Annotated in this window: 24 protein-coding genes, 1 tRNA gene and 1 pseudogene; 16 read left to right on the forward strand and 10 right to left on the reverse strand. The window is 64.6% G+C overall.

The features are described 5' to 3' along the window. Positions 1-8 precede the first annotated feature (8 nt). Positions 9-560, reverse strand: a complete 552-nt coding sequence (locus D1F64_RS13930) for a DUF192 domain-containing protein (protein WP_248304464.1) — start codon at positions 558-560, stop codon at positions 9-11. A gap of 23 nt (positions 561-583) precedes the next feature. After that, positions 584-1,168, reverse strand: a complete 585-nt coding sequence (locus D1F64_RS13935) for a cold-shock protein (RefSeq protein WP_117412917.1) — start codon at positions 1,166-1,168, stop codon at positions 584-586. Positions 1,169-2,093: 925 nt separating this feature from the next. Between D1F64_RS13935 and gloA the strand changes: the two genes are divergently transcribed. Together gloA and D1F64_RS13945 are read left to right on the forward strand one after the other, a co-directional pair. After that, positions 2,094-2,534, forward strand: a complete 441-nt coding sequence (gloA, locus tag D1F64_RS13940; protein ID WP_117412918.1) for a lactoylglutathione lyase — start codon at positions 2,094-2,096, stop codon at positions 2,532-2,534. Between the two features lie 305 nt (positions 2,535-2,839). Further along, a tRNA-Glu gene (locus tag D1F64_RS13945) sits at positions 2,840-2,914 on the forward strand. 362 nt (positions 2,915-3,276) lie between these two features. Here D1F64_RS13945 and D1F64_RS23435 read toward each other — a convergent pair. Continuing rightward, positions 3,277-3,702 carry a hypothetical protein gene (locus D1F64_RS23435; RefSeq protein ID WP_162901551.1) on the reverse strand — a complete coding sequence of 142 codons (426 nt, stop codon included), beginning with the start codon at positions 3,700-3,702 and terminating at the stop codon, positions 3,277-3,279. 678 nt (positions 3,703-4,380) lie between these two features. On the opposite strand from D1F64_RS23435, the gene D1F64_RS13950 reads away from it, so the two are divergent. The 12 genes and pseudogenes from D1F64_RS13950 (at position 4,381) to D1F64_RS14005 (ending at position 16,382) form a co-directional block, all read left to right on the forward strand. Continuing rightward, the gene (locus D1F64_RS13950; protein WP_162901552.1) at positions 4,381-4,821 is read left to right on the forward strand and encodes a hypothetical protein; all 441 of its coding nucleotides are present in this window, start codon (positions 4,381-4,383) and stop codon (positions 4,819-4,821) included. Between the two features lie 26 nt (positions 4,822-4,847). Continuing rightward, positions 4,848-5,816 carry a 2-oxoglutarate and iron-dependent oxygenase domain-containing protein gene (locus tag D1F64_RS13955; protein ID WP_117412920.1) on the forward strand — a complete coding sequence of 323 codons (969 nt, stop codon included), beginning with the start codon at positions 4,848-4,850 and terminating at the stop codon, positions 5,814-5,816. A 297-nt stretch (positions 5,817-6,113) separates the two neighbouring features. After that, positions 6,114-7,229 (forward strand): BMP family ABC transporter substrate-binding protein, encoded by a 1,116-nt coding sequence (locus D1F64_RS13960; protein ID WP_117412921.1) that lies wholly within the window; start codon positions 6,114-6,116, stop codon positions 7,227-7,229. A gap of 189 nt (positions 7,230-7,418) precedes the next feature. Next, positions 7,419-8,533, forward strand: a pseudogene (locus D1F64_RS13965) (ABC transporter permease). Beyond that, on the forward strand, positions 8,530-9,453 hold the full coding sequence (locus D1F64_RS13970; protein WP_117412922.1) for an ABC transporter permease: 924 nt from the start codon (positions 8,530-8,532) through the stop codon (positions 9,451-9,453). Before D1F64_RS13965 ends, D1F64_RS13970 begins: the two are co-directional and overlap by 4 nt. Positions 9,454-9,472: 19 nt before the next feature. Continuing rightward, positions 9,473-10,492 (forward strand): formamidase, encoded by a 1,020-nt coding sequence (locus tag D1F64_RS13975; RefSeq protein ID WP_117412923.1) that lies wholly within the window; start codon positions 9,473-9,475, stop codon positions 10,490-10,492. Positions 10,493-10,741: 249 nt separating this feature from the next. Continuing rightward, a complete protein-coding gene (locus D1F64_RS13980; RefSeq protein WP_117414613.1) occupies positions 10,742-11,431 on the forward strand; it encodes an isochorismatase family cysteine hydrolase in 690 nt (229 codons plus the stop codon). Further along, positions 11,431-12,549: a ring-opening amidohydrolase gene (locus D1F64_RS13985; protein ID WP_117412924.1), complete on the forward strand. Its 1,119-nt coding sequence runs from the start codon at positions 11,431-11,433 to the stop codon at positions 12,547-12,549. Before D1F64_RS13980 ends, D1F64_RS13985 begins: the two co-directional genes overlap by 1 nt. A gap of 32 nt (positions 12,550-12,581) precedes the next feature. Further along, complete coding sequence (locus D1F64_RS13990; protein ID WP_117412925.1) at positions 12,582-14,093, forward strand: ABC transporter ATP-binding protein; 1,512 nt, start codon at positions 12,582-12,584, stop codon at positions 14,091-14,093. Next, positions 14,093-14,770, forward strand: coding sequence for an isochorismatase family cysteine hydrolase (locus tag D1F64_RS13995; RefSeq protein ID WP_117412926.1), 678 nt, complete (start codon positions 14,093-14,095; stop codon positions 14,768-14,770). Before D1F64_RS13990 ends, D1F64_RS13995 begins: the two co-directional genes overlap by 1 nt. Continuing rightward, the gene (locus D1F64_RS14000; RefSeq protein ID WP_248304465.1) at positions 14,767-14,964 is read left to right on the forward strand and encodes a DUF4089 domain-containing protein; all 198 of its coding nucleotides are present in this window, start codon (positions 14,767-14,769) and stop codon (positions 14,962-14,964) included. Before D1F64_RS13995 ends, D1F64_RS14000 begins: the two co-directional genes overlap by 4 nt. Continuing rightward, positions 14,961-16,382, forward strand: coding sequence for an AtzE family amidohydrolase (locus D1F64_RS14005; RefSeq protein WP_117412928.1), 1,422 nt, complete (start codon positions 14,961-14,963; stop codon positions 16,380-16,382). Before D1F64_RS14000 ends, D1F64_RS14005 begins: the two co-directional genes overlap by 4 nt. Positions 16,383-16,591: 209 nt before the next feature. Here D1F64_RS14005 and D1F64_RS14010 read toward each other — a convergent pair whose 3' ends face one another. Then, entirely contained in the window at positions 16,592-18,160 is a 1,569-nt protein-coding gene (locus D1F64_RS14010; protein ID WP_162901553.1) for an amidohydrolase, read from the reverse strand. Positions 18,161-18,329: 169 nt separating this feature from the next. On the opposite strand from D1F64_RS14010, the gene hpxZ reads away from it, so the two are divergent. Together hpxZ and D1F64_RS14020 are read left to right on the forward strand one after the other, a co-directional pair. Further along, positions 18,330-18,725, forward strand: a complete 396-nt coding sequence (gene hpxZ / locus D1F64_RS14015; protein WP_117412930.1) for an oxalurate catabolism protein HpxZ — start codon at positions 18,330-18,332, stop codon at positions 18,723-18,725. 123 nt (positions 18,726-18,848) lie between these two features. Further along, positions 18,849-19,466: a GntR family transcriptional regulator gene (locus D1F64_RS14020; protein ID WP_248304780.1), complete on the forward strand. Its 618-nt coding sequence runs from the start codon at positions 18,849-18,851 to the stop codon at positions 19,464-19,466. A 253-nt stretch (positions 19,467-19,719) separates the two neighbouring features. Here the strand turns inward: D1F64_RS14020 and D1F64_RS14025 are convergent, their stop codons facing one another. From D1F64_RS14025 to D1F64_RS14045, 6 genes are all read right to left on the reverse strand, one after another. Further along, positions 19,720-19,884 (reverse strand): DUF3309 family protein, encoded by a 165-nt coding sequence (locus tag D1F64_RS14025; RefSeq protein ID WP_117412932.1) that lies wholly within the window; start codon positions 19,882-19,884, stop codon positions 19,720-19,722. Between the two features lie 110 nt (positions 19,885-19,994). After that, positions 19,995-20,141, reverse strand: coding sequence for a hypothetical protein (locus tag D1F64_RS23440; RefSeq protein ID WP_162901554.1), 147 nt, complete (start codon positions 20,139-20,141; stop codon positions 19,995-19,997). Positions 20,142-20,386: 245 nt separating this feature from the next. Continuing rightward, positions 20,387-21,277, reverse strand: coding sequence for a hypothetical protein (locus tag D1F64_RS14030; protein ID WP_117412933.1), 891 nt, complete (start codon positions 21,275-21,277; stop codon positions 20,387-20,389). A gap of 27 nt (positions 21,278-21,304) precedes the next feature. Next, on the reverse strand, positions 21,305-22,765 hold the full coding sequence (locus D1F64_RS14035; protein WP_117412934.1) for a hypothetical protein: 1,461 nt from the start codon (positions 22,763-22,765) through the stop codon (positions 21,305-21,307). A gap of 265 nt (positions 22,766-23,030) precedes the next feature. Further along, complete coding sequence (locus D1F64_RS14040; RefSeq protein WP_117412935.1) at positions 23,031-24,041, reverse strand: amidohydrolase family protein; 1,011 nt, start codon at positions 24,039-24,041, stop codon at positions 23,031-23,033. 643 nt (positions 24,042-24,684) lie between these two features. Continuing rightward, positions 24,685-25,485, reverse strand: coding sequence for a transporter substrate-binding domain-containing protein (locus D1F64_RS14045; protein ID WP_162901555.1), 801 nt, complete (start codon positions 25,483-25,485; stop codon positions 24,685-24,687). Between the last annotated feature and the right edge of the window lie 325 nt (positions 25,486-25,810).

Below are 25,810 nucleotides of genomic sequence, written 5' to 3' on the forward strand. Positions count from 1 at the left end.
TGAGCCGCTCAGTCGCCGGACGCGATGCGCGCGTGCACGACCCGGTCGCCGGCCTTCAGTCCGATCGCGTGCGCCGTGCCGCCAACCAGTTCCAGCACGAAGCGCACCGGTCCGTGCGAAGGGACCGGGGTTTCGGAAAAAGGCGTGGTGTATTGGGCAATGTTGGCAACCGTACCGTTCTCGCGGATGAACACCATGTCGAGCGGCAAGGGCGTGTTCTTCATCCAGAAGTAGGTCTCCTGCATGCGGCCGAAATCAAACAGCATGCCATGGTCGGGCGCCATTTCCGTGCGGAACATCAACCCCCGGGCGCGCTCTTCGTTGGTCTCGGCGATCTCGACATTGAACGTGTGCGCACCCGTCTCCGTCACGACACTCAGCCGTTCGACGGGCGCGGCAAGTTCCCTCAGCGGCTGCGCGACGAGCGGCTGCGCCGGAAACGCAAGCGCCGTGACGAAAAGCAGGAGTGCGACAAGAAAAGCGGCGAGCCCGGGACCGGCCCGGGAGACCACGCGCATCCGGAGGTGCAGCGATTTCAGTCGCGTTGGAAAACCGCTCACCAAGGCAATCCCCACGTCCGCGATCAATGCGACTGCGGGATGTGGCTCGGCCCGTCGGGCCGGATCTCGGCAACCATCAGCCCCTTGGGACCTTCGCCGAAGCGCACCAGAACCGTCTGGCCGGGGCGCAATTCCGTCAGGCCATAACGGCGCAGGGTCTCCATATGCACGAAAATATCCGGCGTGCCGTCGCCTTTGGTCAGGAAGCCGTAACCCTTGACCCGGTTGAACCACTTCACGGTGGCCTTCTCGTAGTCGCCGCTCGGCGTGACCTGCACATGGGTGCGCGAGGGCGGCAGCTGGGAGGGGTGAATGGCGGTGGATTCGTCCATCGACAGGATGCGGAACGCCTGCAGGCCCTTTGGCCGGTTCAGCACCTCGCAAACGACGCGAGATCCCTCATAGGCGGTCTGGTAGCCGTCGCGTCGCAGACATGTCACGTGCAAAAGGACGTCTTCGGAACCGTCATCAGGAATGACGAAGCCGTAGCCCTTCGCAACATCGAACCATTTGATCGTGCCCGCCACTTCAAGAACGTCGACAGCAGCCTCATCGACCTCGACAATGTCCTCGAAAGGACGGGAACTCGACGCAAACTTCGCCCCCATCACTTCGCCTCGCCTCAACGCCGCATCTACAACAGCAGTCCGCTCGCTGCTGATTCCTTAATCAAAGGATAACATTCGGTTACCGAACCGCTAGAGCTAAAACACCGTCCCTCGTCAAAATACTGAATGCTACTATTCATGATAATACTATGCGCTGCGCGTCTTGCGCCGGGCGCGAAAGCCAACGCGCAGGCCTGGCGCCGCAATCGCGGACACGCTCAGGCGCACGGCCCCCAACCACCAAACCGCCATGTCGTTTCAACCGATTGAATCGGCGTCGAACCGTCACGCAAAACCGTAACGCAACGTCACCAACAGACTGGATTTTCAGCGATAGACAGCCGTTGCGCCATGCGCCCTGCCCCCCGGTCGGCGCACCATTTGTCCGGATGATTCGCGCGTCCGCGGCCATCCCCGCACGCGTTCTGCTGCTCCGCCGCGGGGACAGAAGATGCGCATTTCAGGGATCCGAAAAGACCGCATGGACCGGCCTGCGCACGCCCTGCGGACAGGCAAAGACAAGCGTTCACATTCGCGTGATCGCAGAGTTTCCGCCGCGCCGCCAAGGCCTGAATTGCCGCAAAGTCGCTTCGCAAACAACGGTTGTCATGCCCAGTATCGCGCCTGAACGATCCATTGCGTCATGCCGGGCGAACCGGACGCCCGACAACGGGCTCCCTCTCCGGCATCCTGCCTGTTTGCGGCCACGAAATTGCCGCCGCGCTTGCAAACATGTCTGCTTCCGCCATATCGACAGGGACGAGGCCAACCGGACATGCATGTCGAGGCGGACGCGTGCCGCGACGCGGCACCGCGAGCCCGGCGCAAGCGGCCTTGCACAATTGCAGCGGGATGACCGCCGCCCGCGATCGAACGACAACCGAACGGGCACCGGCGAATACCGCCGGACCGAGAGAGGGACAAGATGCGATACTTGCACACCATGGTGCGCGTGGCCGATCTGGACAAGGCGCTCGACTTCTATTGCAACAAGATGGGCATGACCGAGGTCCGCCGTGTGAACCACGACGCGGGACGGTTTACGCTGGTGTTCCTCGCGGCCTCCGAGGACGAACAGTCCGGCCGCGACACCCGCGCGCCGCTGCTTGAATTGACCTACAACTGGGACCCGGAAGAATACGGCGAGGGACGCAATTTCGGCCATCTTGCCTTCGAGGTGGACGATATCTACGACACCTGCGCCAAACTGCAGGCCGCCGGCGTGACCATCAACCGCCCGCCGCGCGACGGCAACATGGCCTTCGTCCGCTCGCCCGACAACATCTCCATCGAGCTGCTGCAGAAGGGCGAGGCCAAGGCCCCGGCCGAACCCTGGGCCTCGATGGAAAACACCGGCCATTGGTAGGATCCCGGCGGCGTGTCGCGCGGCGGGCCCTGCCTGCGCGCGACGCACCACCCGCCCGGCACGCATCTCGTGGCACACGCCGATTCCCACCGACCACGCACGGCCCGCACGCTCCCGCGACAATGGCATCCGCGCGCTTTCCACAGGCCGACGCTGTCAAAACCGTCTGTAAACCAAGGGATTGCCACCCGTTTCCGGGGCCGGCGGCAAACTTGAAAATCGGCTGTGAAATCCGGACATCCCCCCTTGCGGGCGTGTTCAAAGCTCACTATAAACCGCCAACACGTCGCGGCAACGCGACCTGGGCGCCCATCGTCTAGCGGTTAGGACGTCGCCCTTTCACGGCGGAGACAGGGGTTCGATTCCCCTTGGGCGTACCATTTGCCTTCTCGAAGCATTGTTCTTCGGAAGGCCTTTTTCCCAAAATTGATCCGATAAGACCTTGAATATTTCGCGTCTGGGAAAACGCGACTAACAACTCATTTATTCAACCGAAAAACATGAATGGGCAACAAGTCCAGTCGGCGTTCGGGTATTGGTCGCTACGTTATCCACAAGGTACGGAAGTGGAACGGCCGTTTACGACCTCCTCAAAGGAACCATAGCCACCATATTCCGTAGTATTATTGAAATGATAGTACGACAAATTCGACAACCGCAGGTATGTTTCAATATCCAGATCGCCCATCATCCCCCCCGCCAAACCATATTAAATCAATAAATTAAGCCACAAAGACTCAACTCACTTGCCTTCAGCCAACTTAGGATACTTAACTGCCGTGCCTGGAAGACGATACGTACATATAAATTGACTATAAATCGAATGTTTACCTAGCATCATAAAGCTGTATGATAGCGGAATGGGCTTCTGATAGGTGAAATAAAAATACTCATGCTTTAATCCTTGCTTCCTACCTGACGTTCCACCGCAAAAACAAGTCCGATAGAAATAAAATGGAAACGCATAACTGAATTGGCATTCCTGCATTATCTCTCCGTTGACATAATCAAGTTTTACTTCTCTTAATCGGTTATCGTAACCCGCGCCACGCGCCAAAACGATCGCATCTGCCACGGACGATAAGAACTGGTCCATAAGCAGAATAAAAATTATCGTGACTATCACAACAGGCCAGCGCCTGGTTTTCTTCTGTTCCGAATCAGCCAATGCGAACGTCCTTTTACACGTTAGAAATCAATGAACTAGAATTTCCATTTCCTACCACGGAAAAACCATCCAGTACGAAAGTGCGTCCTTCAAACATCGAAGACAGCCATACAATGCTCCGCGCTCCGCCAACTCCGCACGATTGAGCGCAAAACCAACGTCTCACAGTTGAGGCGCCTCATGACCGGTGGGCGCCAATGGCCCCACACTCATTGCATCCACACATCGACCGCAGCCGGTCATCCGTCAATGTCTCCATTCAAATGCTGACGCCAGTTGCCAGATACCGTGTCTCGGCTACGCCAACTGCATTTGCGGAATCGCGAGCTTCCCCTCTCAGCCCCCCCTGCCGAGGCCCGATTTCTGACCAGATATGCCGTGCGGTCGTCAGCGGTTTCCACCTGGGATCGAAACGCAGGCCGGCGTCTCGCGCCCGGGCGCCTATTTTACAGGCAATTCCCGATGTGCCTGGCGGGCTCATGTTTCGGCTCCAATGAACTGAAAAACAACAGTAAATTTTCAAAGTCGCCGTTTGAGGCCGTTGAATCTTTGATCTGGAGCATTCCCGGTAAACATGATTGCATGCAATCTGGATTCTTTCACCACTCGGTGTCACACGGATCCGGCCGGCGGATCGAACTGGCCACTCCGCCTCAGAACCATGCCCGGAACCGCACCATGACCCTTGCCGCCCCAGAAACACCCCCCGCCCCCGGCGAGATCCTCCTCGCGGTGGTCGGTGCGCATCTGCGCGGCATGCCGCTGAACGGCGAGTTGACCCGGCTTGATGCGCGTTTCGTCGAGAGCGCGCGCACCAGCGCCGACTACCGGCTCTATGCGCTCACCGGCCAGTCCGTGCCCAAGCCGGGCATGCTGCGCGGCCCCAAGGGCAGCGGCGGCGCGATCGCGCTGGAACTCTGGGCCATGACCCCGGCCGGCTTCGGGATTTTCGTGGCCGGCGTCCCCTCGCCCATGAGCATCGGCACCGTGCTTTTGGAGGACGGCCGCAGCGTCAAGGGCTTTCTGGTAGAGCCAGAGGCGCTTGAGGGCGCGGACGACATCACGGCGCTGGGCGACTGGCGCGCCTATGTCGCCCGCCGCGCCGAAGCCGCCCGCTAGGAAATCAGACGCCGCAGGAGACCACCATGAGCACCGACAGCCTGCCGATCATCGATCTCGCCCCGCTCGTCTCGGGCCAGCCCGCCGGCACGGAGCATGTGGCGCGCGAACTGGGCCGCGCCGCGCGCGAGACCGGGTTCTTCTACATCAGCGGCCACGGCGTCGACACGGCGCTCATCGACAGTGTGTTCAAGGCGTCGCACGCGTTCTTCGCCGAGCCGGTGGAGACGAAAATGAAGCTCACCGAGGGCTTCTTTGCGAGCAACCGCGGCTATGTGCCGATGAAGGGCGAAAGCCTCGATCCCACCAAGCCCGCCGATCTGAAGGAGGCCTACAACATCGGCCTCGATCTGGCGGCCGACGACCCGCGGATTCTCTCCGGGGAGCCGTTCCGCGCCGTCAACCAGTGGCCGGAGATCGGCGGCTGGCGCGAGACCATGCTGGCGTATTTCGACGTCGTCTGGACCCTCGGCCGCCGACTGCACCGGGCCATCGCCACCGACCTGGGCGCGGATCCGCTGTTTTTCGAGGACAAGCTCGACGCGCCGATGGCGACGTTGCGCCTGCTGCACTATCCGCCGCATCCGCCGGTAGCGGAAGCCGGCCAGGCCGGCGCGGGCACCCACACCGACTACGGCAACGTCACGATTCTGCTGCCCGATGATGTCGGTGGGCTGGAGGTCCAGCGCCGCGACGGCGCCTGGATCAAGGCGCCGACCGTTCCCGGGGCCTTCGTGTGCAACATCGGCGACTGCCTGATGCGCTGGACCAACGACACCTATGTCTCCACCCCGCACCGGGTGGTCAATGCAAGCGGACGCGAACGCTATTCGGTGGCGTTTTTCCTCGACCCCAACCCGGACGCCACCGTCGCCTGCCTGCCGTCGTGCGAAAGCGCCGCGAACCCGGCAAAATATCCGCCCGTCTCCGCCGCCGACTATCTCAAGGGCCGCCTCGACGCCACCTACGCCGCGGTGAAGAGCGCGCAGGGCTGAAAAAGCGCCACGCGTCATGTGTGCTGAAAAATTAGTCACAAACACATAGATTGCATGCAATGGAAAGGGCGCCTCTGAGGGCGCCTTTTCCATGCGGGAGCCAAGGCTCCGGCCGGGGCCGCACGCGGGCCCTGAATTCTCAAGCGAAAACAAATATTTGAAAATTTCTTGCGGCGCGGGGGCCGAATCCGCCCGCCGCCGCACCGCCTTGGCATGCCGGTTGCAGTTCTTCTCGGCGAGGTCCGATCGCCGGCGAGGCGCAGCCCGCCGTCACGGTGACACGCAAAGGAGCTGATCATGTCGAAATTCGAACTGTCCCGCCGGTCCCTGCTGCAAGGGTCCGCCGCCGGCATCCTGGGCCTGGCCGCCGCTGGTTTCCCCAAGCTGGCCTCCGCCGCCGGCCTGACGGTGGGCATCGTCTACGTCGGCCCGCGCGACGACTACGGCTGGAACCAGGCCCACGCGGTCGCAGCGGCCGCACTGAAAGAGGTTCCCGGCGTCACCGTCGTGGAGGAAGAGAGCGTTCCCGAAACCATCGCCGTCTCCAAGTCGATGGAGTCGATGATCAATCTCGACGGCGCGAACCTGCTGTTCGCGACCTCGTTTGGCTACTACAAGCCCTTCGTGCTCGACCTCGCCGCCAAATACCCCGACGTCCAGTTCCGCCACGCGGCCCCGCTGTGGAACAAGGACACCGATCCGATGAACGCCGGTTCCTACTTCGGCTATCTCGATCAGGCGCATTACGTCGACGGCATCGCCGCCGGCCTCTCCACCACCACCAACAAGCTCGGCTTCGTCGCCGCCAAGCCCATCGGCACCGTGCTGCGCAACATCAATTCCTTCCTGCTGGGTGCGAAGAAGGTCAATCCGGACGCCACCGTCCAGGTGATCTTCACCGGCGAATGGTCCATGCCGGTGCGCGAGGCGGAAGCCGCCAACGCGCTGGTGGATGCGGGCTGCGACGTGCTCACCTGTCATGTGGACGGCCCCAAGGTGGTCATAGAGACGGCCGAGGGACGCGGCGTGAAATGCTGCGGCCACAACGCCTCCCAGGCGCCGCTGGCGCCCAAGGGCTTCATCACCGGCGCGGAATACAAGTGGGCGACCATCTACAAGCAGTTCGCCACCGACCTGGCCGAGGGCAAGGAGCTGCCGAACTTCACCGGCGGCGGTTTCGACGTCGATTTCGTCCAGTCCACAGCCTATGGCGCAGGCGCAACCGAGGCGGCGATTTCGGCCGCCGACGCGGCCCGCGCCGAGGTGAAATCCGGCAAGCCGATCTTCACCGGTCCGCTCAAGAAGCAGGACGGCTCGGTGCTGCTCGAGGCTGGCGCCAGCCTCGACAACTACGAGCCCGCGCTCGACCAGACCGACTACCTGCTCGAAGGCGTCGTCGGCTCGATCACATAGGGCGGGACGCGGAACTTCAGGTGTCATCCCGGCCGAAGCGGAAGCGGAGAGCCGGGACCCAGTAGCCGCATGGATAATGCCCGACCCCTCTCCCCACGGGGAGAGGGGGTGCAGCCATCCGTCGTGGCGCCCCCGGGGTGTCCCGGACCGCAATGCGCCCCCAACGGGCCGCCAGGCAGGAGTGACGACATGGTCGATGCCGCAGAACCGACGACATACGCGGCCTCCGCGCGCCCCTTCGCGGAATGGGTCGACCGGGTCCGCCGTTCCTCGGAATATGTGGTCATTCCGATCCTCGCGCTGGTGATCTCCGGACTGCTGTTCTCCGTCTTCCTGCTGCTTTTGGGCAAGTCGCCGGTCGACTTCTTCTCGCTGGTCTGGCGCGGCGGCTTCGGCACCAGCTTCTCCTGGCAGAATTCCCTGGTGCGCTCCGCCCCCTGGTGCTCACCGCGCTCTGCGTCGCCATTCCGGCGCGGCTGGGACTGGTGATCATCGGCGGCGAAGGCGCGCTGGTGCTCGGCGGTTTCGGCGCGGGCGCCATCGCCATCCCGTTTATTCCCTGGGCGCCGCCCTTCCTGATCCTCACCGTCATGGCGCTCGCCGCCGCCATCTGCGGCGGGCTGTGGATCGGCTTCGTCGGCGTGCTGCGCCACTATCGCGGCGTCAATGAGACCATCTCCTCGCTGCTGCTGTTCTACATCGCCGTTTCGATCCTGAACTTCTTCGTCGAGGGCGCGCTGCGCGATCCGTCGGATCCCAACAAGCCCTCCACCATGCCGATTGGCCGTGACAACATGATCGGCGCGATTCCGGGCACCGACGTGCACTGGGGCCTGGTCGTCGGCATCCTGCTGTGTGTGGCGCTCTACATCCTGATGAACCGCACCACCTTCGGCTTCGCCGCCCGGATCACCGGCGGCAACCTGCGCGCCGCCCAGGCGCAAGGCCTGCCGGTGGGCAAGCTGATGGTGATTTCCTGCGCCATCGCCGGGGCCTGCGCGGGCCTGGCCGGCTTCTTCGAGGTCGCCGCAATCCACGGCAAAGCCAACGCCTCGCTGATCGCCGGTTACGGCTTCACGGGAATTCTCGTGTCCTTCCTCGCCCGCCACAACCCGCTGGTCATCGTGCCGGTCGCCATCTTCCTCGGCGGCATCGCGGCCTCGGGCGGGCTGATCCAGCGGCGCATGGACCTGCCCGACGCCACCGTGCTGGTGCTGCAGGGCCTGATCTTCCTCACCGTGCTGGTCAGCGAGACCTTCTACGGCCGCCTGGCGCTGTTTCGCGCCAAAGGAGACGCATCATGAGCACCGGAGCGGATCTTGCCACCGTGCTGCTGGCGATGTTCGCCGGCGCCATTCGCGTCTCCACCCCGTTTCTCTTCGTCTCCCTGGGCGAACTGCTGACGGAGAAATCCGGCCGCATCAATCTTGGCCTGGAAGGTACGCTGGTCTTCGGGGCCATGACCGGCTACGCCATCTCCTATCACACCGGCTCGCCCTGGCTCGGCGTGCTGATCGCGGGCTTCTCCGGCTCCGCCTTCGGCGCCCTGCACGGCATGCTGTGCCGTCTACCGAAGGTCAATGACATTGCCATCGGCATCGCGCTCATGCTGTTCGGCACCGGCTTGGCGTTCTTCTTCGGCAAGCCCTACATCCAGCCGCAGGCCCCGCGTCTGCCGTCGCTGTCGCTGGGCGGCTGGTCGGACAGCGCCTCGGTGCGCCAGGCGCTGGAAATCAATCCACTGTTCCTGCTCGGCATCGTGCTCGCCGTGGCCATGTGGTGGGCGCTGAAGAACACCCGCGCCGGGCTCATCGTGCGCACCACCGGCGACAGCGCGCCCGCAGCCCTTGCGCTGGGCATCGACGTCAACCGCGTGCGCCTGCTCTCCACCATGCTGGGCGGCTTCTTCGCCGGTGTCGGCGGCTCGTTCCTGTCGCTCTACTACCCCGGAAGCTGGACGGAGGGCCTGTCCTCGGGTCAGGGACTGATGGCCGTGGCGCTGGTGATCTTCGCCCGCTGGAACCCGCTCTACTGCTTCGCCGCCGCCCTTCTGTTCGGCGCGGCAGGCGCGCTGGGTCCCGCTCTTCAGTCAATCGGCATCTCGCGCGGCTACCACTTCTTCAACGCCGCTCCCTACATCATGACGCTGCTGATCATGATCGCCAGCGTCTCGCCCAAACGCTCGCTCAAGGGCGCGCCGGGCGAACTCTCTATCACCAAATGAAGAAAGGGACGCATTGATCATGAACGGTCTGGGCGGTCTCAACAAATCTCCGAACGGCGTTGTCCTGGGCATGGTGCAGCTGCAACTGCCCACCGTGGTCACCAGGGCGGATCTCGCGGCCCAGACGCAGGTGATCGTCGACATGGTCGCCAAGGCGCGGCGCAACATGGCGACCATGGATCTGGTGGTGTTTCCTGAGTACGCCCTGCACGGGTTGTCGATGGACACCAACCCGGAGATCATGTGCACGCTCGACGGCCCCGAGGTCGCGGCCTTCAAGCAGGCCTGCATCGACCACGACATCTGGGGCTGCTTCTCCATCATGGAGCGCAACCCCGGCGGCATGCCCTACAACTCCGGCCTGATCATCGACAACACCGGAGAGCTGAAACTCTACTACCGCAAACTGCACCCCTGGGTGCCCGTCGAGCCGTGGGAGCCGGGCGACGTCGGCATTCCGGTGATCGAGGGGCCGAAGGGCTGCAAGCTGTCGCTGATCATCTGCCACGACGGCATGTTCCCCGAGATGGCGCGCGAGTGCGCCTACAAGGGCGCGGAAATCATGATCCGCACCGCCGGCTACACCGCGCCCATCCGCCAGTCCTGGGGCTTCACCAACCAGTCCAACGCCTTCTGCAACCTGATGGTCACCGCCAACGTCTGCATGTGCGGCTCCGACGGCAGCTTCGATTCCATGGGCGAGGGCATGATCGTCAACTTCGACGGCACGATCATCGCCCACGGCACCACGGGACGTGCCAACGAGATCATCACCGCGGAAGTCCGCCCCGACCTGGTGCGCGAGGCGCGCCTCAACTGGGGGGTGGAGAACAACATCTACCAGTTCGGCCACCGCGGCTATGTGGCGGTGAAGGGCGGCGCGCAGGACTGTCCCTACACCTACATGCACGACCTTGCCGCCGGTGCCTACCGGCTGCCCTGGGAGGACTCTGTCCTGCACACCGACGGCACGTCGTGCGGCTTCCCGGCTCCCACGCGCGCCTTCGGCGAAAAGGATCTCAGCGATGCCGCGGAATGAGGTCAACAGGACGCCGCGCCGCGCCCGGCAACAAGCCGCCCATCCTTCGAGACGCCCGCTCGCGCGGGCTCCTCACGATGAGGCCGTCGGGTTGACAGCGCATGTTTCTCAAACGCTTCGACACACTCCTCCTCCTCCTGAGGATGGCCGCAAGGCCCGTCTCGAAGGATGGGCCGCATCCTCGGTCGCTACAAAAGCCATCCCGGGGTTCCGCCCATGACAACCCTCGACGAACGCATCGATCAAGCCATGGTGCCGGGCGGCCGGACGGTGGCCTCCGATCCTTATGCCTGGCCGTTCGACGGCGATCTCCGACCGGAAAATACGGCGATCGTGGTCATCGACATGCAGGTCGATTTCTGCGCACCCGGCGGCTACGTGGATTCCATGGGCTACGACATTCAGCTGACGCGCGCGCCGATCGAGCCGATCGCCCGGCTGCTCGAAGGCGTCCGCGCGCGTGGCTTCACCGTCATCCATACCCGCGAAGGTCACAGGCCGGACCTCTCCGATCTGCCGGCGAACAAGCGCTGGCGCTCGCAGCGCATCGGCGCGGGCATCGGCGACCAGGGCCCCTGCGGGCGTATTCTCGTGCGCGGTGAGCCGGGATGGGAAATCATCCCCGAGCTGCAGCCAATCGCCGGCGAGCCCATCATCGACAAGCCCGGCAAGGGCAGCTTCCTCGCCACCGACTTCGATCTGGTTCTGCAAACCAAAGGCATCCGCAACATCGTGCTGACGGGCGTAACCACTGACGTTTGCGTGCACACCACCATGCGCGACGCCAACGACCGCGGCTACGAATGCCTGCTGCTGTCCGACTGCACGGCGGCCACCAAGCTGGAAAACCACCTCGCGGCGCTGGACATGGTGAAGATGCAGGGCGGCGTCTTCGGCGCGGTGGCCACCAGCGCGCAGTTTCTCGAAGGGATCGGGTGATGCGCCAGGCCAAGGTCCACCGCATCGCCACAAGCGCACCGGACGACGTATCCGGTCTGATGGCGGCGATCGGCGATGGCCGGATCGATCCCGCCGGCATCATCGCCATTCTCGGCAAGACCGAGGGCAACGGCTGCGTCAACGACTTCACCCGCGCCTTTTCCGTCTCCGCGCTCAAGCAGGCGCTGTCCGGACATCTCGACCGTGAGGCGCTCGAGCGCATCGCCTACGTCATGTCCGGCGGCACGGAAGGCGCGCTGTCGCCGCACATCGTCGTTTTCGAAAGCGGCAAGGCGGAGGCGGGCGGCTGCCCGGCGCTCGCCATCGGCAGCGCGCTGACCGCGCCCCTTCGGCCCGAGCATCTCGGCCGCATACAACAGGTCGCGCTTGTGGCCGACGGCGTGCGCGCCGCAATGACGGATGTCGGCATCAGCGATCCGGCGGACGTGCATTTCGTGCAGATCAAATGCCCGCTGCTCACCGCCGAGCGTATTGCTTCAGCCGATGCCCGCAACGAGACCGTCGCCATCCGCGACACGCTGAAATCTATGGGCTATTCGAGGGGCGCATCGGCGCTCGGCGTCGCCGTGGCGCTGGGCGAGATCGAAGCCGCCGGCATCACCGACGCATCGATCGTCCGCGACACGAACCTGTGGTCCTCGCGCGCCAGCACCTCGGCCGGCGTCGAACTGCTCAACCACGAGATCGTGGTTCTTGGCATGAGCGCCGACTGGTCCGGCCCGCTGGTCGTCGATCATGCCGTGATGGCCGACGGCATCGATGTCGAGCCCGTGCGTGCGGCCCTCAAACGCCTGGGCTTTGCCGCCGACGGCCAATTGGCCCTACCCGAGCGCCAGCGCCTCGTCGCCCTTCTCGCCAAGGCCGAGCCGGGCAGCACGGGAAGCCTGCGCGGCGCGCGCCACACCATGCTCGACGACAGCGATATTTCCGCCACCCGCCACGCCCGCGCCTTTGTCGCGGGAGCGCTTGGCGCGCTTGTCGGCACCAGCGAGATTTACGTCTCCGGCGGCGCCGAGCACCAGGGGCCCGACGGCGGCGGCCCCGTCGCGCTCATCGCCACCCGCCCCGCGACCAGCCCTCAAGGAGTTCTCCCGTGACACACTCCGCAGCAGCACGTGAGACCAACGGAATGCGCGCCGTCGGCGTCGAGACGCTGGGCATGAGCAAGCACTTCGGCGCGCTCAAGGCGCTCGACGACGTCTCCATCCACGTGCGCCCCGGCTCCTTCCACGCGCTGCTGGGCGAGAACGGCGCCGGCAAGTCGACGCTGGTCAAATGCATGATGGGCTTCTACCAGCCCACCCACGGTCAGATGATGGTCGACGGCAAGGAAGCGGCGATCCCCAACCCGCGCGCGGCCCACGCCCACGGCATCGGCATGGTCTACCAGCATTTCACCTTGGTGCCCTCGCTGACGGCGGCCGAGAACCTGGTGATCTCCCGCGCCGACACGCCCGCCGTGATCGACTGGCGCAAGGAGATCGCGGCGCTGGAGGCCTTTCTCGAGACCACGCCCTTCAAGGTGCCGCTCGATGTGCCGGTCTCGGGGCTGTCGGCCGGCGAGAAGCAGAAGCTGGAAATCCTCAAGCAGCTCTATCTCGACCAGCGGTTTCTGATCCTCGACGAGCCCACCTCGGTGCTCACGCCGGACGAGGCCGACGAGATCCTCGGCCTGCTGCGCGGCATGACCAAGTCGGGCGATCTGACGATCCTGATGATCACCCACAAGTTCCGCGAGGTGACCGCCTTCGCCGACGAGGTCACCGTGCTCCGCCGCGGGCGGATGGTGGGTTCCGGCAAGGTATCGGATCTTTCGATCGACGAGATGAGCCACATGATGATCGGAGACACCCAGTTGCGCGAACGCTCCGAGCGCGTGCGCCACAACGCGCCTTTGGTGAAACTGGAACTCGCCGGCCTCTTCGCCATGGACGACGAGGAACTGCCGGCGCTGGAAGCCATCAGCGTGAAAATCCGTTCCGGCGAGATCCTCGGCATCGCGGGTGTTTCCGGCAACGGCCAGTCGGAACTGATCGAGACGCTGTCGGGCCAGCGCGCGCTCACCGACGGCCGCATCTTCATCGACGGCGCGCCCTACGAGCCCGAACGCGGCCAGATGGACCGCTTCAAGGTCTACGGCTTTTCCGAGGAGCCATTGAAGAACGTGGCCGTGCCGCGCATGAGCGTGGCCGAGAACATGGCGTTTCGCACCTTCGACAAGGCCCCCATTTCCCCATGGCGCGGCTGGCTGTCTCCGCTGCCCATGCGCCAGCGCGCCCGCGAGCTGATCGCCGCCTATCGCGTCAAGACGCCCTCGCCCGAGGAGCCGATCGAGAACCTGTCGGGCGGCAACGTGCAGCGCGCCATCCTAGCGCGCGAGATCTCCGGCGACGTGGACGTGCTCATCGTCGCCAACCCGTGCTTCGGGCTGGATTTCGCCTCGGTCGCGGAAATCCGCGCCCAGATCATGGACCAGCGCAACCGCGGCGCCGCCGTGCTGCTGGTCTCCGAGGACCTCGACGAGATCCTGGAGCTGGCCGACACGGTCGCGGTCATGTCCGAGGGGCGCATCTCCTACACCTCACCCATCGGCGAGACGGACCGCAAGACCATCGGCCACGCCATGGCGGGGCAGCACTGATGATCACCGTCCCCGCCCTTCCCTTCGACCTCTCCTTCGATCCGAAGACGGTCGCGCTGATCGTCATCGACATGCAGCGCGACTTCATCGAGCCCGGCGGCTTCGGCGAAACACTCGGCAACGACGTCTCGCTGCTCGCGCCCGCCGTCGAGGCGACCAAAGGTCTTCTGGCGCTGTTTCGCGCCCACGGCTGGCCGGTGATCCACACTCGCGAGGCGCATCGTCCCGATCTCTCCGATTGTCCCGAGGCTAAGCGCACGCGCGGTGCGCCACACTTGCGCATCGGCGACGAGGGCCCCATGGGCCGCGTCCTCATCCGCGGCGAGCCGGGCTGCCAGATCGTCGCGGCCTGCGCGCCCGTCGAGGGCGAATTCGTGGTCGACAAGCCCGGCAAGGGCGCCTTCTATGCCACGGAACTGACCAGCATCCTCGCCGATCTCGGCACCCGCACGCTGGTCTTCGCCGGCGTCACCACGGAGGTCTGCGTCCAGACCACCATGCGCGAGGCCAACGACCGCGGTTTCGAGTGCCTGCTGATCGAGGACGCGACCGAGAGCTATTTTCCCGCCTTCAAGGCGGCTACGCTCGACATGATCCGCGCCCAGGGCGCCATCGTGGGCTGGACTGCGCCGCTCGCGGCCCTGAGTGCCGCCGTATCCAGGGAGACCGCCGCGTGACCGATACAGACACCCCGCCGTTCGATGCCGCAGCCCATGTCGCTCACATGGAGACGGTCATGGGCCTGACGATCGAGGAGGACTGGCGCCCTTCCGTCGTCGCCAACATGGCCGCGACCGCCGCCGCCGCCGCCCTTGTCCTCGACTTCCCGCTCGACGACGAGATCGAGCCCGCGCCGGTGTTCATCCCATGAGCATCCCCACCAGCGACCTCGCCTCCTGGACCGCAGCCGAAACCGCGAAGGCCGTCAACGACGGCGCCATCAGCGCGCGCGACGTGGCAAACGCCGCGATCGAGCGCATCGAGGCGCTCAACCAGGCGCTCAACGCCTTCACCGACGTCACCGGCGCGCGCGCGCTGGCCGAGGCCGACGCCGTGGACGCCAGGGTGGCTTCCGGCGAACATCTGCCGCTGGCGGGCGTGCCTTATGCGGTCAAGAATCTCTTCGACATCGAGGGCGTGACGACCCGCGCCGGCTCGAAGATCAACCGCGAGAACCCGCCCGCCACCGCCGACGCGACGCTGGTTTCGAAGCTGACGCAGGCCGGCGGCCTGCTGCTCGGCGGTCTCAACATGGGCGAATACGCCTATGATTTCACAGGCGAAAACGTCCACGACGGCAACGCGCTCAACCCGCATGATCCCGCCCGCATGTCCGGCGGCTCCTCGAGTGGCTCGGGCACGGCGGCGGCAAGCGGCATGGTGCCTGTGACCATGGGCTCGGACACCAACGGCTCCATCCGCGTGCCCGCCTCCTTCTGCGGGCTGTTCGGCCTGAAACCCACCTTCGGCCGGCTTTCGCGCGGCGGCACCTATCCCTTTGTCGCCAGTCTCGACCATCTCGGTCCGCTGGCGCGCTCGGCCGAGGATCTGGCGCTGGTCTACGACGTGCTGCAGGGCGCGGATCCGCGCGATCACGCGCAGGCCGACAAGCCGCCCATGCCGACTCTCGCCGAACTCTCCAAGGGAGCCTCGGGCCTGCGGATTGCGGTCGCCGGCGGCTATTTCCGCGAGCGCGCCATGCCCGAGGCGCTGGCCGCCGTCGACGCCATCGCGGCAAGTCTCGGCGCGGGCCGCGAAATCGGCATTCCCGAGGCCGCCCGCGCGCGCGCCGCAGCCTATGTCATCACCACGTCGGAATCCTCCGCCCTGCACCTCAAGCGGCTGCAAAGCCGCCCCGGCGACTACGATCCCGACACCCGCGACCGGTTTCTTTCCGGCGCCATGGTGCCGGCCGCCTGGACGGTGCAGGCGCAGCGGTTCCGGAGCTGGTTCCACGCCTGCATGCTGACGCTGTTCGACAACGTCGACATTCTTCTGGCACCCTCCACCCCGTTCCACGCCCTGCCCTCGGGCACCAGAACCGTGACGCTCGACGGCGTCGACATGCCCGCGCGGCCCAATATCGGCCTCTTCACCCAGCCGATCTCCTTCATCGGTCTGCCGGTGGTCTCGGTTCCCGTCTGGCTCGATGGCGCGGACCTCCCCATCGGCGTGCAGGTCATCGCGCCGCCGTGGCGCGAGGATCTGGCGCTGCGCGTCGCCAAGACGCTGCAGGACCGGGGCGCGGCCAGCGCGCCGGTCGCGCCCGCACCGAAAGACAACAAATAGGACAGACGCATGGCGGACGCTGGGCCGGACCCACTCTGGTTTCCGCTTGCCGAGGCGCTCGCGAGATGGAGAAAACGCGGCGGCGCAAAGGTCGGACACAGGTGCTCGCTGAACGGCAGGTCGGGTCCCGGCTCGGAGGCCGGGATGACAATCGGTGAGAACCGTCAGCGCGAAGCGCCGTCCGAACCACTTTCCCGGTATTGCCCCCCCTACCCGCATGCAAACGGCGTCTTGGTGTGCGGCATGGCCACCGTGCAGCCGCACGGCAGACGCACGGGGGCGGAGGACGCGGGCACCGCCGTGTGCGCCACGCGCAGCTGGAACGCCTTCCAGTAGGGATCCCAAGGCTTTGCCGCCTCTTCCATGCGCGGCACATGCACCTTGAGATAGTCCTCCGCAGCCTCCCGGATCTCGTTCTTCATCGCGCGTTCGTCGATCATGGTCAGTTCGCGCTCGCGCATCACCACCACGCCATCGACCAACACCGTGCGCACGGCCTCGGAGTTCACCGCGTAGGTGAGTTGCTGCACCGGCTTGTGGAGCGGGATCAATCCATAGTCCGAGCGGTCGATGAGAATGATGTCCGCCTTCTTGCCCACCTCCAGCGTGCCGATGTCGTCGCCCAGCATGGCGGTGCGCGCCGCCCCCGTGGTCGCCATGGCAAAGGCGTCCTCGGCGGTCGGCCAGCGCGTGTGATCCATCTCGCCGGCGCGATGCGTGACGGCGGCCAGCGCCAAGGAGCGGAACATGTCGGCGCGATCCGACGTCGAGGTGCCGTCGGTGCCAAGGCCGATCGGCACGCCGGCGGCCAACAGATCGGGAATGCGCGCGATGCCCGCGCCCAGCTTGAGGTTGGACAGCGGATTGTGGGTCATGCAGGAGCCGCGCTCCCCCAGCAGCGCGATCTCCGGATCGGTCAGCCAGACGGCGTGATTGAGCGTGAAGTTGGGCGTCAGCACGCCGATGTCGTCGAGATGCTCCACCAGCGGCTTGCCGTAGATCTGATCCGCCTGCACCGCGTGCGTCTTGCTCTCCAGCGTGTGCGTGTGCACAGAAATGCCGCGCGCCAGCGAGATCTCCGTCGCCGCCTGCATCAAGGCGTCCGAGCACCACTGCGGGCCGACGGGTCCCAGGATCACCCGCAACCGGTCGTTGGCCGTCCCGCTCCATTTGTCGAAATTCCGCTCAAACAGCGCCAGGTGATCCGCAGTCGGCCGCGCCCTCACCGTCGCAAGCCGCGCATGCAGCTCCGGGTCCAGCATGTCCTTCGCCCAGGGCAGCGGCTCCAGCATGTCGCGGTCGCCCATGGAGGTGGTGATCGAGGCGCGCAGGCCCAGATCGCGATAGGCCGCGGCCGCGCCGTCAAACGCCGCCGGATCGCCCGGCTGGTTGATCAGGTCGTCCTGCACCGTTGTGACGCCCGAGCGCAGCGACTCGATCGCCAGGATCATGGTGCGCAGGTAGTGCGCGCGTTCCTCGAGCTGCGGCAGCGCGAACGGCGGATACTTGTGCATCAGCCAGATTTCCAGCGGCAGCGCGTCGTAAAACCCCTGCTCGAAACTCTCGTTGGAATGGGTGTGCGCGTTGACGAAGCCGGGCAACACCAGCCGGTCGGAGGCGTCGACGATCTCCAGCCCCTCGCCCCCGATGCCCGGCGATCCGAGCAGATCCACGCCGATGGCGGCGATGCGCCCCTCGCGCACCAGAATGTCGGCGCGCGGCAGATGCGCGGCCTTGGCGGCGGGAATGACGTAACCGTTCTGGATCAGGATGCTCATTTTTTGGGCTCTTCCGGGCGGGTTGGTTCGTCGGCGTGGAAATCGGCAAGGTGAAGGAAAAATCAGCAAGTTACATGCCACCGAAGCCTTGCGGTGCGAGCCCGCACAGCGTATCGCGGTTGGCGAACTCCTTGCATGCATGCAATCGGCACAAACAGGGGAGAGCGCCATGCAGATCGACATTCCGGAGGTGAAGGCTGAGGTCGAGGCCGCGTTTGCCGCCTATGAGGCCGCGCTTGTCGGCAACGACGTGGCGGTGCTGGACACCTTGTTCCTCAACGCCCCGACCACCATCCGCTATGGCGCGTCCGAGAACCTCTACGGCTACGACGAGATCGCCGCCTTCCGCGCCGCCCGCCCGTCCAAGGGACTGCAGCGGACCCTGTCGCGCACGGTGATCACCACCTATGGCCGCGACGCTGCCGTCGCATCGACGCTGTATTATCGCGAGAGCGCGCCCGACACCGTCGGCCGGCAGATGCAGACCTGGATCCGCACCGGCGACGGCTGGAAGGTTGCCGCCGCCCACGTCAGCACCATGGATCAGGCCGCGCCGGCGCAATAGACTGTTGCCCCGCACATCCGACGGACGCAGGCCAGACACCCGATGACCGCTTCACCGCCCCCGCAGCCCCGGACAACGGCCCGCACCCGGAATGGAACGCAGAACCGGACACGGGCGGAAGACATCCGTCTTCAGTTGGCCGACGAGATCGTCAGCGGCACCTTGAAGCCCGGTCAGCAGCTCGACGAGATGAGCCTCGCGGCGCGGTTCAACGCCTCTCGCACGCCGGTCCGCGAGGCCCTGCGACAATTGGAAACCAGCGGACTCGTCGAGATGCGGCCGCACCGCGGCAGCTTCGTAGCGGCGCTTTCCGCGCAAATGCTGGAGGAAATGTTCGTCGCCATGGCGGAGCTGGAATCAGCCTGCGCCGGGCTTGCCGCGTTGAACATGAACGCCGCCGAGCGCCGGGCGCTTGAGGAAATCCTGGCGAACATGGCGGAAGAAATGCGCGCGGGCGAGCCGATGCGCTATCACGCGCTCAACGAGCTGTTTCACAACGCGATCTATGAGGGCAGCCACAACGGTTATCTGGCGGATCTGACGCGCGCCACGCGGCTCAGGCTGGCGCCCTTCCGCCGCGCGCAGTTCCGCGCGCTGGGCCGGCTGGCGCGCTCGCAGGCGGAACATTCCCGCGTGGTGGAGGCGATCCTGCGCGGCGACCGGCGCGGCGCCCAGGACGTCATGCGCGCCCACATCGACACCGTCAAACTGGCGTTCGACGATTACGTCGAGCAATTGTGACGGTCGCGTTGTCCCGCGCCACCGCCCGCAAGCGCAGCCCATCCTTCGAGACGGCGCTGGCGCGCCTCCTCAGGATGAGGTCATCGTTTTGATATCTTTATGAGATCACCACAATTTCAACCTCATCCTGAGGAAGCCCGAAGGGCTGTCTCGAAGGATGGGCAACGGGCTGCAATGACCGCCACAACGCTCTCGCAACGGCACCGGGGAGCCGTCGCGCCCATCCCCGGCCGCGAGCGCAGACAAAATGGCGTCAGATGCGGCCCATAAGCAACAGCACCACGACGATGATCAGCAGCAGGCCCGGCAAGCCGACACCGCCGTGTCCGAAGCCGTAGCCGTAGCCACCGAAACGACCTGAAAAGCCGCCGATCAGGAAAATAATGAGCAGGATGACGAGAATTGTGCCGAGTGACATGGGTCATTTCTCCACGGAGTGACCGAAGCGGCTGAAAACCTGGGCCGCATGCGATCCATTGGCTGCAAGAACCGCGCGAGCGCACAAGCCGGCCCAGCGGTGGCGTCAATCTACTTCGTTTCGACGGTAATGCCGCGTTCTCCAACGCTCAATTCAATGCCCGAGGTCTTCTGGCTTTCCTGGTAGTACTGATAGCCGAGCACGCCGGCGGCAACGACGAGCACGGCGATGATCCCGTAAAGCGCGTTCTTATTCATGGTCTTCTCCGTCATGTCCCGCGCCGCCGGCGACGCGCCGTGCGGATCAGGGACTCTGCGGCTCCAACCATGCGCAAAGGTTCGTGCGACAACGGCCGCACGGCTCCGCCCAAGGTTTGGTTGGCAGGAATTCAACTCTCTCCGGCGCGAGTATCCGGAACAGCTTCGCGACTAAAACGGCTCACCGTGCGATTGGTTCCATCACCGGACACATTTTTTTAAGCGATCGATAAGCCCGGGCGCGTTCAGCCAGCGAGATCGGCCTGCGCGCGCGCCTGCGACAGCGCCTGAGCCCAGCGGCCCGTGCGCTCCAGCCCGCCGAACGAATAGAAATGCAGCCGCACCGGCCCGCTTTCATGCTGCGCCTTCAGACCCGCCTCAAGCGCCGCGATGATCGGCTCGGCGGAAACCCCGCGCAGAAGCTGAGGTGCCGCGCGCACGCTGCGCATGGGCAGATCGACCCAGCAGCGCAGCGCGATCTTCAAAAGCTTCGCGGCCTGCGTCGGCCCCGCCAGCCCCAGGCTGACCGGCAGATGCGCGTCGATGCCGCGCAGCCAACCCAGCCAGTGCAGGATCTTCTCACCGTCGAAACAGAACTGGGTGACGAGCGACGGCTGCCACCCCCTGCCCTCGATGAGACCGATCTTCTCCTTCAACTGCCGCGCCACATCGTCTTCGCCGACATGCGGATGCCCCTCCGGATAGCCGCCAACCGCCACGGACTCGAGCCCCGCACGCAAAAGGACGTCGCTCTTCAGCAGCGCCATGCTGTCGGAGAAAGGTCCGCGAGGCGCATTGAGATCGCCGGCTATCACAAGACATTTGCGCGGCTGCGTCGCCTTCAGGAACGAATCCAGATCCTCTTCGGAGGTGAAATTGCGCGCCGCCAGATGCGGCACCGGCTCCAATCCCGCATCGCGGATGGCCTTCACCGCTTCGATCTGCCCATCAAGCGCCGTGCGCGGTAGGGAACTGAGAAAGATCTCTGTGCCCGGCTCCAGAACATCGCCAAGCGCTTCCGCCTCGGCTGCGGCGGGCAACGTCGCCTCCAGCGACCAGCCACGCCTGAGAAGACCTTCGCGGGTGTGCACCTCACCCGCCTGCATCCGGTCGATCAGCTCGCTGCGAATTTCCATCACCCTCTCCCGTCCCGATTCAACGCCTCAATCGCGGCGCCTCGAGATCACGTAGCTTTCGTCAAAGAACCACAGTCCGCCACGCTCGCGCAGCACGTCGCGGGCCGCGTCCAGATAGCGGCCGTCCAGCGTCGCCTCCTCCAGGCGCCCGTCCTCCACCTGGGCCACATAGACGGCGGCGTTCCAGGCAGCGAACAGCGTCGAAGTGCCGATGGAGCTCGTCACCTCGCTGGGCAGCGTATGCATGTCGTAGCGGAAGATCGATCGCTTGTCGGAATAGGCATTGAAGCTGAGTTCTCGGGCATCCGCGCCCAGTTCCTGTTTCACCGCCTTGAGAATGTCGTGCCGGGTGGTGCGGAACGGATTGTCGTCGGGCCACACCTTGCGGATCATCTCCATGCCCGGGTCCTCCCCGCGCGAATGGATGCCGATCAGCCGCCCGCCCGGCCCCAGCGCCCGGGCCAGCGGCGCCACCACCTTCTTGGCCTTGAACTCCGCTGAGGCCCGCGCCCGGTATGGTTGCGAGGCGACCACAAGATCGAACTCGGCACGCGCGGCGCCCAGCTTCGGGATGATCGGGTCGAGCAGGAACTTGTGATCCTCGCGGTAGAGCACCAGCGCCACCGGCCGGTCGTAGACGGGATTCCCGTTGGCGCCGATGCGCGCCTGCCAGTTCTCGGCGAGGAACGGCTGCAGCGCGGTGATCTGCTGCTCGAAGTCGTGCGCGGAATTGCCCTGCAGGGCGCATTCCTTCCACACGAAGCTTCCCGCCGCCTTGGTCGAGCGCGTTGTCAGCCACGGCGCCTCGCCATAGTACAGATTGGTCAGCACCAGAACGCTCGCGGGATGCTCGAAAAACCGGTCCGGCATCTTGTCCAGCGTCAGCCGGATGTCCTCCAGACTCACCTCCTTGCCCACCACGTAAAACGGCGTGGTGGGGAAGCGGTGATGCATGGCGCGCATCAGCCGCGCCAGCACGGTTCCATCGCCGACGCCGGCGTCGAACACCCGCACGGCGGGCGGCCGCGGATGGATATGGGCAAGCTCCAGCGCCACCCGGTTCGACGCCACCCATTTCTCCGAGCAGGTGTTGACGAACAGCAGGTATTTCTGGCGGTTGTCGAAGAAGCGGAAATTCGTGTCGCTCTCGGGGTCCGTTGGGCCCCATGTGCCGCCCGGCCTTGGCGCCGTTTCCACCCGGCGCACCCGCGGCAAGGCCTCGGCGGAAGGCTGGAGCACCACCGCCTCAGCCGCTGGCTGCTCAGACACCGGCTGATCGGAAGCCACCAGCAAGGCGCGCTGCGCGCCGGGGTTTCCAGCCATATAGCTGCGGATGCGGCCGAGCGTCTTGGCGCTGATCCGGCCGCCGTCACGGATCCGCCCCACGAGCTTGCCGTCGTTGACGGCCATACGCCCAAAAGTGCTCTCCGCCATGCCGGCGGCACGGCAATAGCGTGCGATTTCGTCGAGGATACGCGAGCGTTCCATGACCGTCGCGGCCTGCGGTGGCCGCCCCGTGTTTCCCAGATGATACAGGGCATGCTTTGCACCCTGTCATTTTTCAGAAGTCTATGCTTGTGACGCCAGTCGCGACACCATAAATTTTCCCACCAATTGAGTGGGCAATTGCGTGGGGAAAGTAGACGCGACAATCACTGAAAAGCCATTGAAAAAGGTTGCCCACCGCAGTGCTCACCGCGATGGGCAACAGGCCAGCAGCCGCGGCGCAAGACCGGGCGCCTCGCCGCAGCTGCTATTTCAGCTTCATGAGCTTTTCCGCGTTTTTATGGTAGATTTTCGCGCGGTCCGCGTCCGGAATATCGATCGCATCCAGGATCTTGATCGTCTCGCGGATATACATCGGCCCTTTTTCGGGGTCGAAGGGAGCGTCCGACGCGAACACCACGTGATCGGCGCCGAAGAAATCGATGGCGCTCAGCGTGGCCATCCTGGAGCCGAAGGTTGCCGTGTCGGCATAGAACATCTTGAAGTAGTCGAGCGGGCGCTTCTTCATCTCCTTGAGCAACGCCTGATAGTCGACATCCGAGGTCCGGGCGCCGAGCTGATCCTGACCGGGGCCGACGCGACCCTCGAAGAACGGGATCATACCGCCGCCGTGGTGGGTGATGATCTTCAACTCCGGCAGCCGGTCAAACAGTTTCGAAAACACCAGCCGCGCCATGGCGGCGGATGTCTCGTAGGGCCAACCGAACGTCCACCAGATCTCGAACAGCGACTTCTCTTCCTCGAGATAGTCGGGGAAGGTCGCGCCGCGTGCCGGATGGAGCCAGATCGGCAGGTCGACCTCAGCCATGTAGTCGTACAACGGCTGGTATTCCGGTGCGTCGATCGCCTTGCCCGACACATTGGTGAAGATCTGGATGCCGCGCGCGCCGAGATTCTCGATGGCGTGCCTGGTTTCCGGCATCAAGGCGTCGATCGTGCCCATCGGGACGGTCGCGATGAAGGCAGGGAAACGATCGGGATACTTCTGGCACAGCTCGGCCATGCTCTCCGAACCGATGCGCGAAAGCTCGACGGCCTGGCTCTGATTGCCGATGTATTCCAGCGGCGGCGACGCGAGCGAAAGCACCTGCGCGTAATCGTCGAATGTGTCCATGACACGGAAACGCTCGTCGAGATCGGTCATCATCGGGACCTTCTCCGAACGCATCGTGATGTCTTTCGGCTGGCCGGTCACCTCGAGCAGCTTCTCGTAGAATGCCTTCGGCCAGATATGGTTGAAGATGTCGAGCTTATACACCAGGCGTCTACCTCCTAGAGCCTTGCCGGCACCAACCTCCCGGCAGCGTCAGGGATGTCCGTTCGGCGATAAACTCCCTGTCGGATCAGGGAGAGGTCGCGGACAGCAATCCTGCTCACCCCGGCGCCCGCGGCGCGGCAAAGCGGATCAATGCCGTGCAACGCTCGCGGCACGGCAAAACTGGGAACAGGAGAACCACGAGATCCCGCAGTGGCCCTGTACGATACAACCGGCCCGCGCCCGGCGATTCCCGCCTTGTTGCGCCAACCGGCCGGCTTCATAGCGACGAAACGCCAGACGTATGGAAACGCGCGGCGCCTCGGTTCCACAGGCCCACGCACAGGCCGGCCTCATGGCGCGGCCACACGCTAGCGCGGGGCATTCCGCCTCGCAACTCCAAATCTCACATTATGGGATTTTCTACCCACAAATAGATGAAGCAGCCCCGGGGCGGCTCCACCAACGCGAATGCGCAACGTTTAAACAGGTCCGGGGCGGCCATCGACGGGCCAGCCTCGTCCATCCGGCAATCGTCAATGGGCTTGACGCAAGGCGGCGATTATCGCGCCACGCGCCGAACCCGCGCCACGCGCCGGATCCGGATGCCGCTCACCGTGGACATCGTGCGTTGCAAATGGAATTGTTATTCCGGAAGGCTGTTCAACCCGTACCGGATGAGGATTTCCTCAAACCGGCCCGTCTCGCGCAGCCGCGTCACGCCGGCGTCGAACGCGTCGACAAGCATCTCGCCGCGCGCGTTGGGCGTGAAGGCGAAGGAGACGAAGTCAAGTGCGCCGGTCGGAACCAGGGCGATGCTGTCCCGCACGTTCAACGCCGACGCCATATAGGTGCCTACGTGGCGGTTCTCGAGAAATGCATCGATCCGCCCGGCCAACAGCATGCGAAACAGCAGACCCAGGTTCGAATGGCTGGAAACCGTGATCACGCGGTCCAGATTGCCGCGGTTCTCGGCGATATAGGAATCGATGGGACCATTATCGTCGTAGGTGTAGTCCTTGATGACGCCCAGCCTCAGCGCCTTGAGCGAGTCCACACCCGTGAAATCGAAAATCTCACCCACGCGCACGAAAACGATGGTTTCATCCGAGCTGAGCATATTGGACCCAAACAAATGCTCCGGCGCGGTCGCCCGGGTGGCACCGACGGCCGCGTCCACATTCCCGACATACGATTCACGCAGCGCCCGGCTCCAGGGCATCACCTCGTAGCGCATCTCGTAGCCGGACATGGCGAATGCCTCGCGGCCAATCTCGATCAGAAAACCGGGCTTGGCGTCGCCGGGGTTGCAGTTGTAGGGACACCACGGGTCGGCGGCCACGCGCACGACGGCGCTCTCGTCAGCCGCGATAGCATCCGGAGCCCGGAAGAACACGGCGAACGATACGGCAACTGCAAGGATGACAAAGAAGGATATCCCTCGCATGAGCGTCTCCACGCCTGAAACCGGCGCCAACAGAAGCTCCAGGGCACGTAAATTCTATTATATATGCGATCGTCCCGCTGCTGATTTTATGGACAGAATTACCTAGAAATTAATAATTTCCCTCAGGGTTAACACCCGCCTTCACATAAGAATGCAAATCTAGTCTATTATGCTCGCAATAGCTGAATTCGTTTCACAGCATTCAGGTCATTAGCGGAACGAGGCATGCCATCAACGCGCGATCCGCACACGCCGCCCGTCACACGGCGCGGCTGGCATGACGGCAATCGTTGGCCCGGCCGAAATATATCCTGCCGGCGCGGCA

The organism is Breoghania sp. L-A4 (assembly GCF_003432385.1).
Taxonomy (GTDB): Bacteria; Pseudomonadota; Alphaproteobacteria; order Rhizobiales; family Stappiaceae; genus Breoghania.

Bases quoted from the DNA above. Each gene is read 5' to 3' on its own strand.
- D1F64_RS13950 (WP_162901552.1), top strand. From the start codon at position 4,381: ATGACCCTTGCCGCCCCAGAAACACCCCCCGCCCCCGGCGAGATCCTC.
- D1F64_RS13995 (WP_117412926.1), top strand. From the start codon at position 14,093: ATGATCACCGTCCCCGCCCTTCCCTTCGACCTCTCCTTCGATCCGAAG.
- D1F64_RS13980 (WP_117414613.1), top strand. From the start codon at position 10,742: ATGGTGCCGGGCGGCCGGACGGTGGCCTCCGATCCTTATGCCTGGCCG.
- D1F64_RS13990 (WP_117412925.1), top strand. From the start codon at position 12,582: ATGCGCGCCGTCGGCGTCGAGACGCTGGGCATGAGCAAGCACTTCGGC.
- D1F64_RS13985 (WP_117412924.1), top strand. From the start codon at position 11,431: ATGCGCCAGGCCAAGGTCCACCGCATCGCCACAAGCGCACCGGACGAC.
- gloA (WP_117412918.1), top strand. From the start codon at position 2,094: ATGCGATACTTGCACACCATGGTGCGCGTGGCCGATCTGGACAAGGCG.
- D1F64_RS14025 (WP_117412932.1), bottom strand. From the start codon at position 19,884: ATGTCACTCGGCACAATTCTCGTCATCCTGCTCATTATTTTCCTGATC.
- D1F64_RS14045 (WP_162901555.1), bottom strand. From the start codon at position 25,485: ATGCGAGGGATATCCTTCTTTGTCATCCTTGCAGTTGCCGTATCGTTC.
- D1F64_RS14005 (WP_117412928.1), top strand. From the start codon at position 14,961: ATGAGCATCCCCACCAGCGACCTCGCCTCCTGGACCGCAGCCGAAACC.
- D1F64_RS14035 (WP_117412934.1), bottom strand. From the start codon at position 22,765: ATGGAACGCTCGCGTATCCTCGACGAAATCGCACGCTATTGCCGTGCC.
- D1F64_RS14030 (WP_117412933.1), bottom strand. From the start codon at position 21,277: ATGGAAATTCGCAGCGAGCTGATCGACCGGATGCAGGCGGGTGAGGTG.
- D1F64_RS23440 (WP_162901554.1), bottom strand. From the start codon at position 20,141: ATGAATAAGAACGCGCTTTACGGGATCATCGCCGTGCTCGTCGTTGCC.
- D1F64_RS13975 (WP_117412923.1), top strand. From the start codon at position 9,473: ATGAACGGTCTGGGCGGTCTCAACAAATCTCCGAACGGCGTTGTCCTG.
- D1F64_RS13970 (WP_117412922.1), top strand. From the start codon at position 8,530: ATGAGCACCGGAGCGGATCTTGCCACCGTGCTGCTGGCGATGTTCGCC.
- D1F64_RS14010 (WP_162901553.1), bottom strand. From the start codon at position 18,160: ATGAGCATCCTGATCCAGAACGGTTACGTCATTCCCGCCGCCAAGGCC.
- D1F64_RS13960 (WP_117412921.1), top strand. From the start codon at position 6,114: ATGTCGAAATTCGAACTGTCCCGCCGGTCCCTGCTGCAAGGGTCCGCC.
- hpxZ (WP_117412930.1), top strand. From the start codon at position 18,330: ATGCAGATCGACATTCCGGAGGTGAAGGCTGAGGTCGAGGCCGCGTTT.
- D1F64_RS13955 (WP_117412920.1), top strand. From the start codon at position 4,848: ATGAGCACCGACAGCCTGCCGATCATCGATCTCGCCCCGCTCGTCTCG.
- D1F64_RS13935 (WP_117412917.1), bottom strand. From the start codon at position 1,168: ATGGGGGCGAAGTTTGCGTCGAGTTCCCGTCCTTTCGAGGACATTGTC.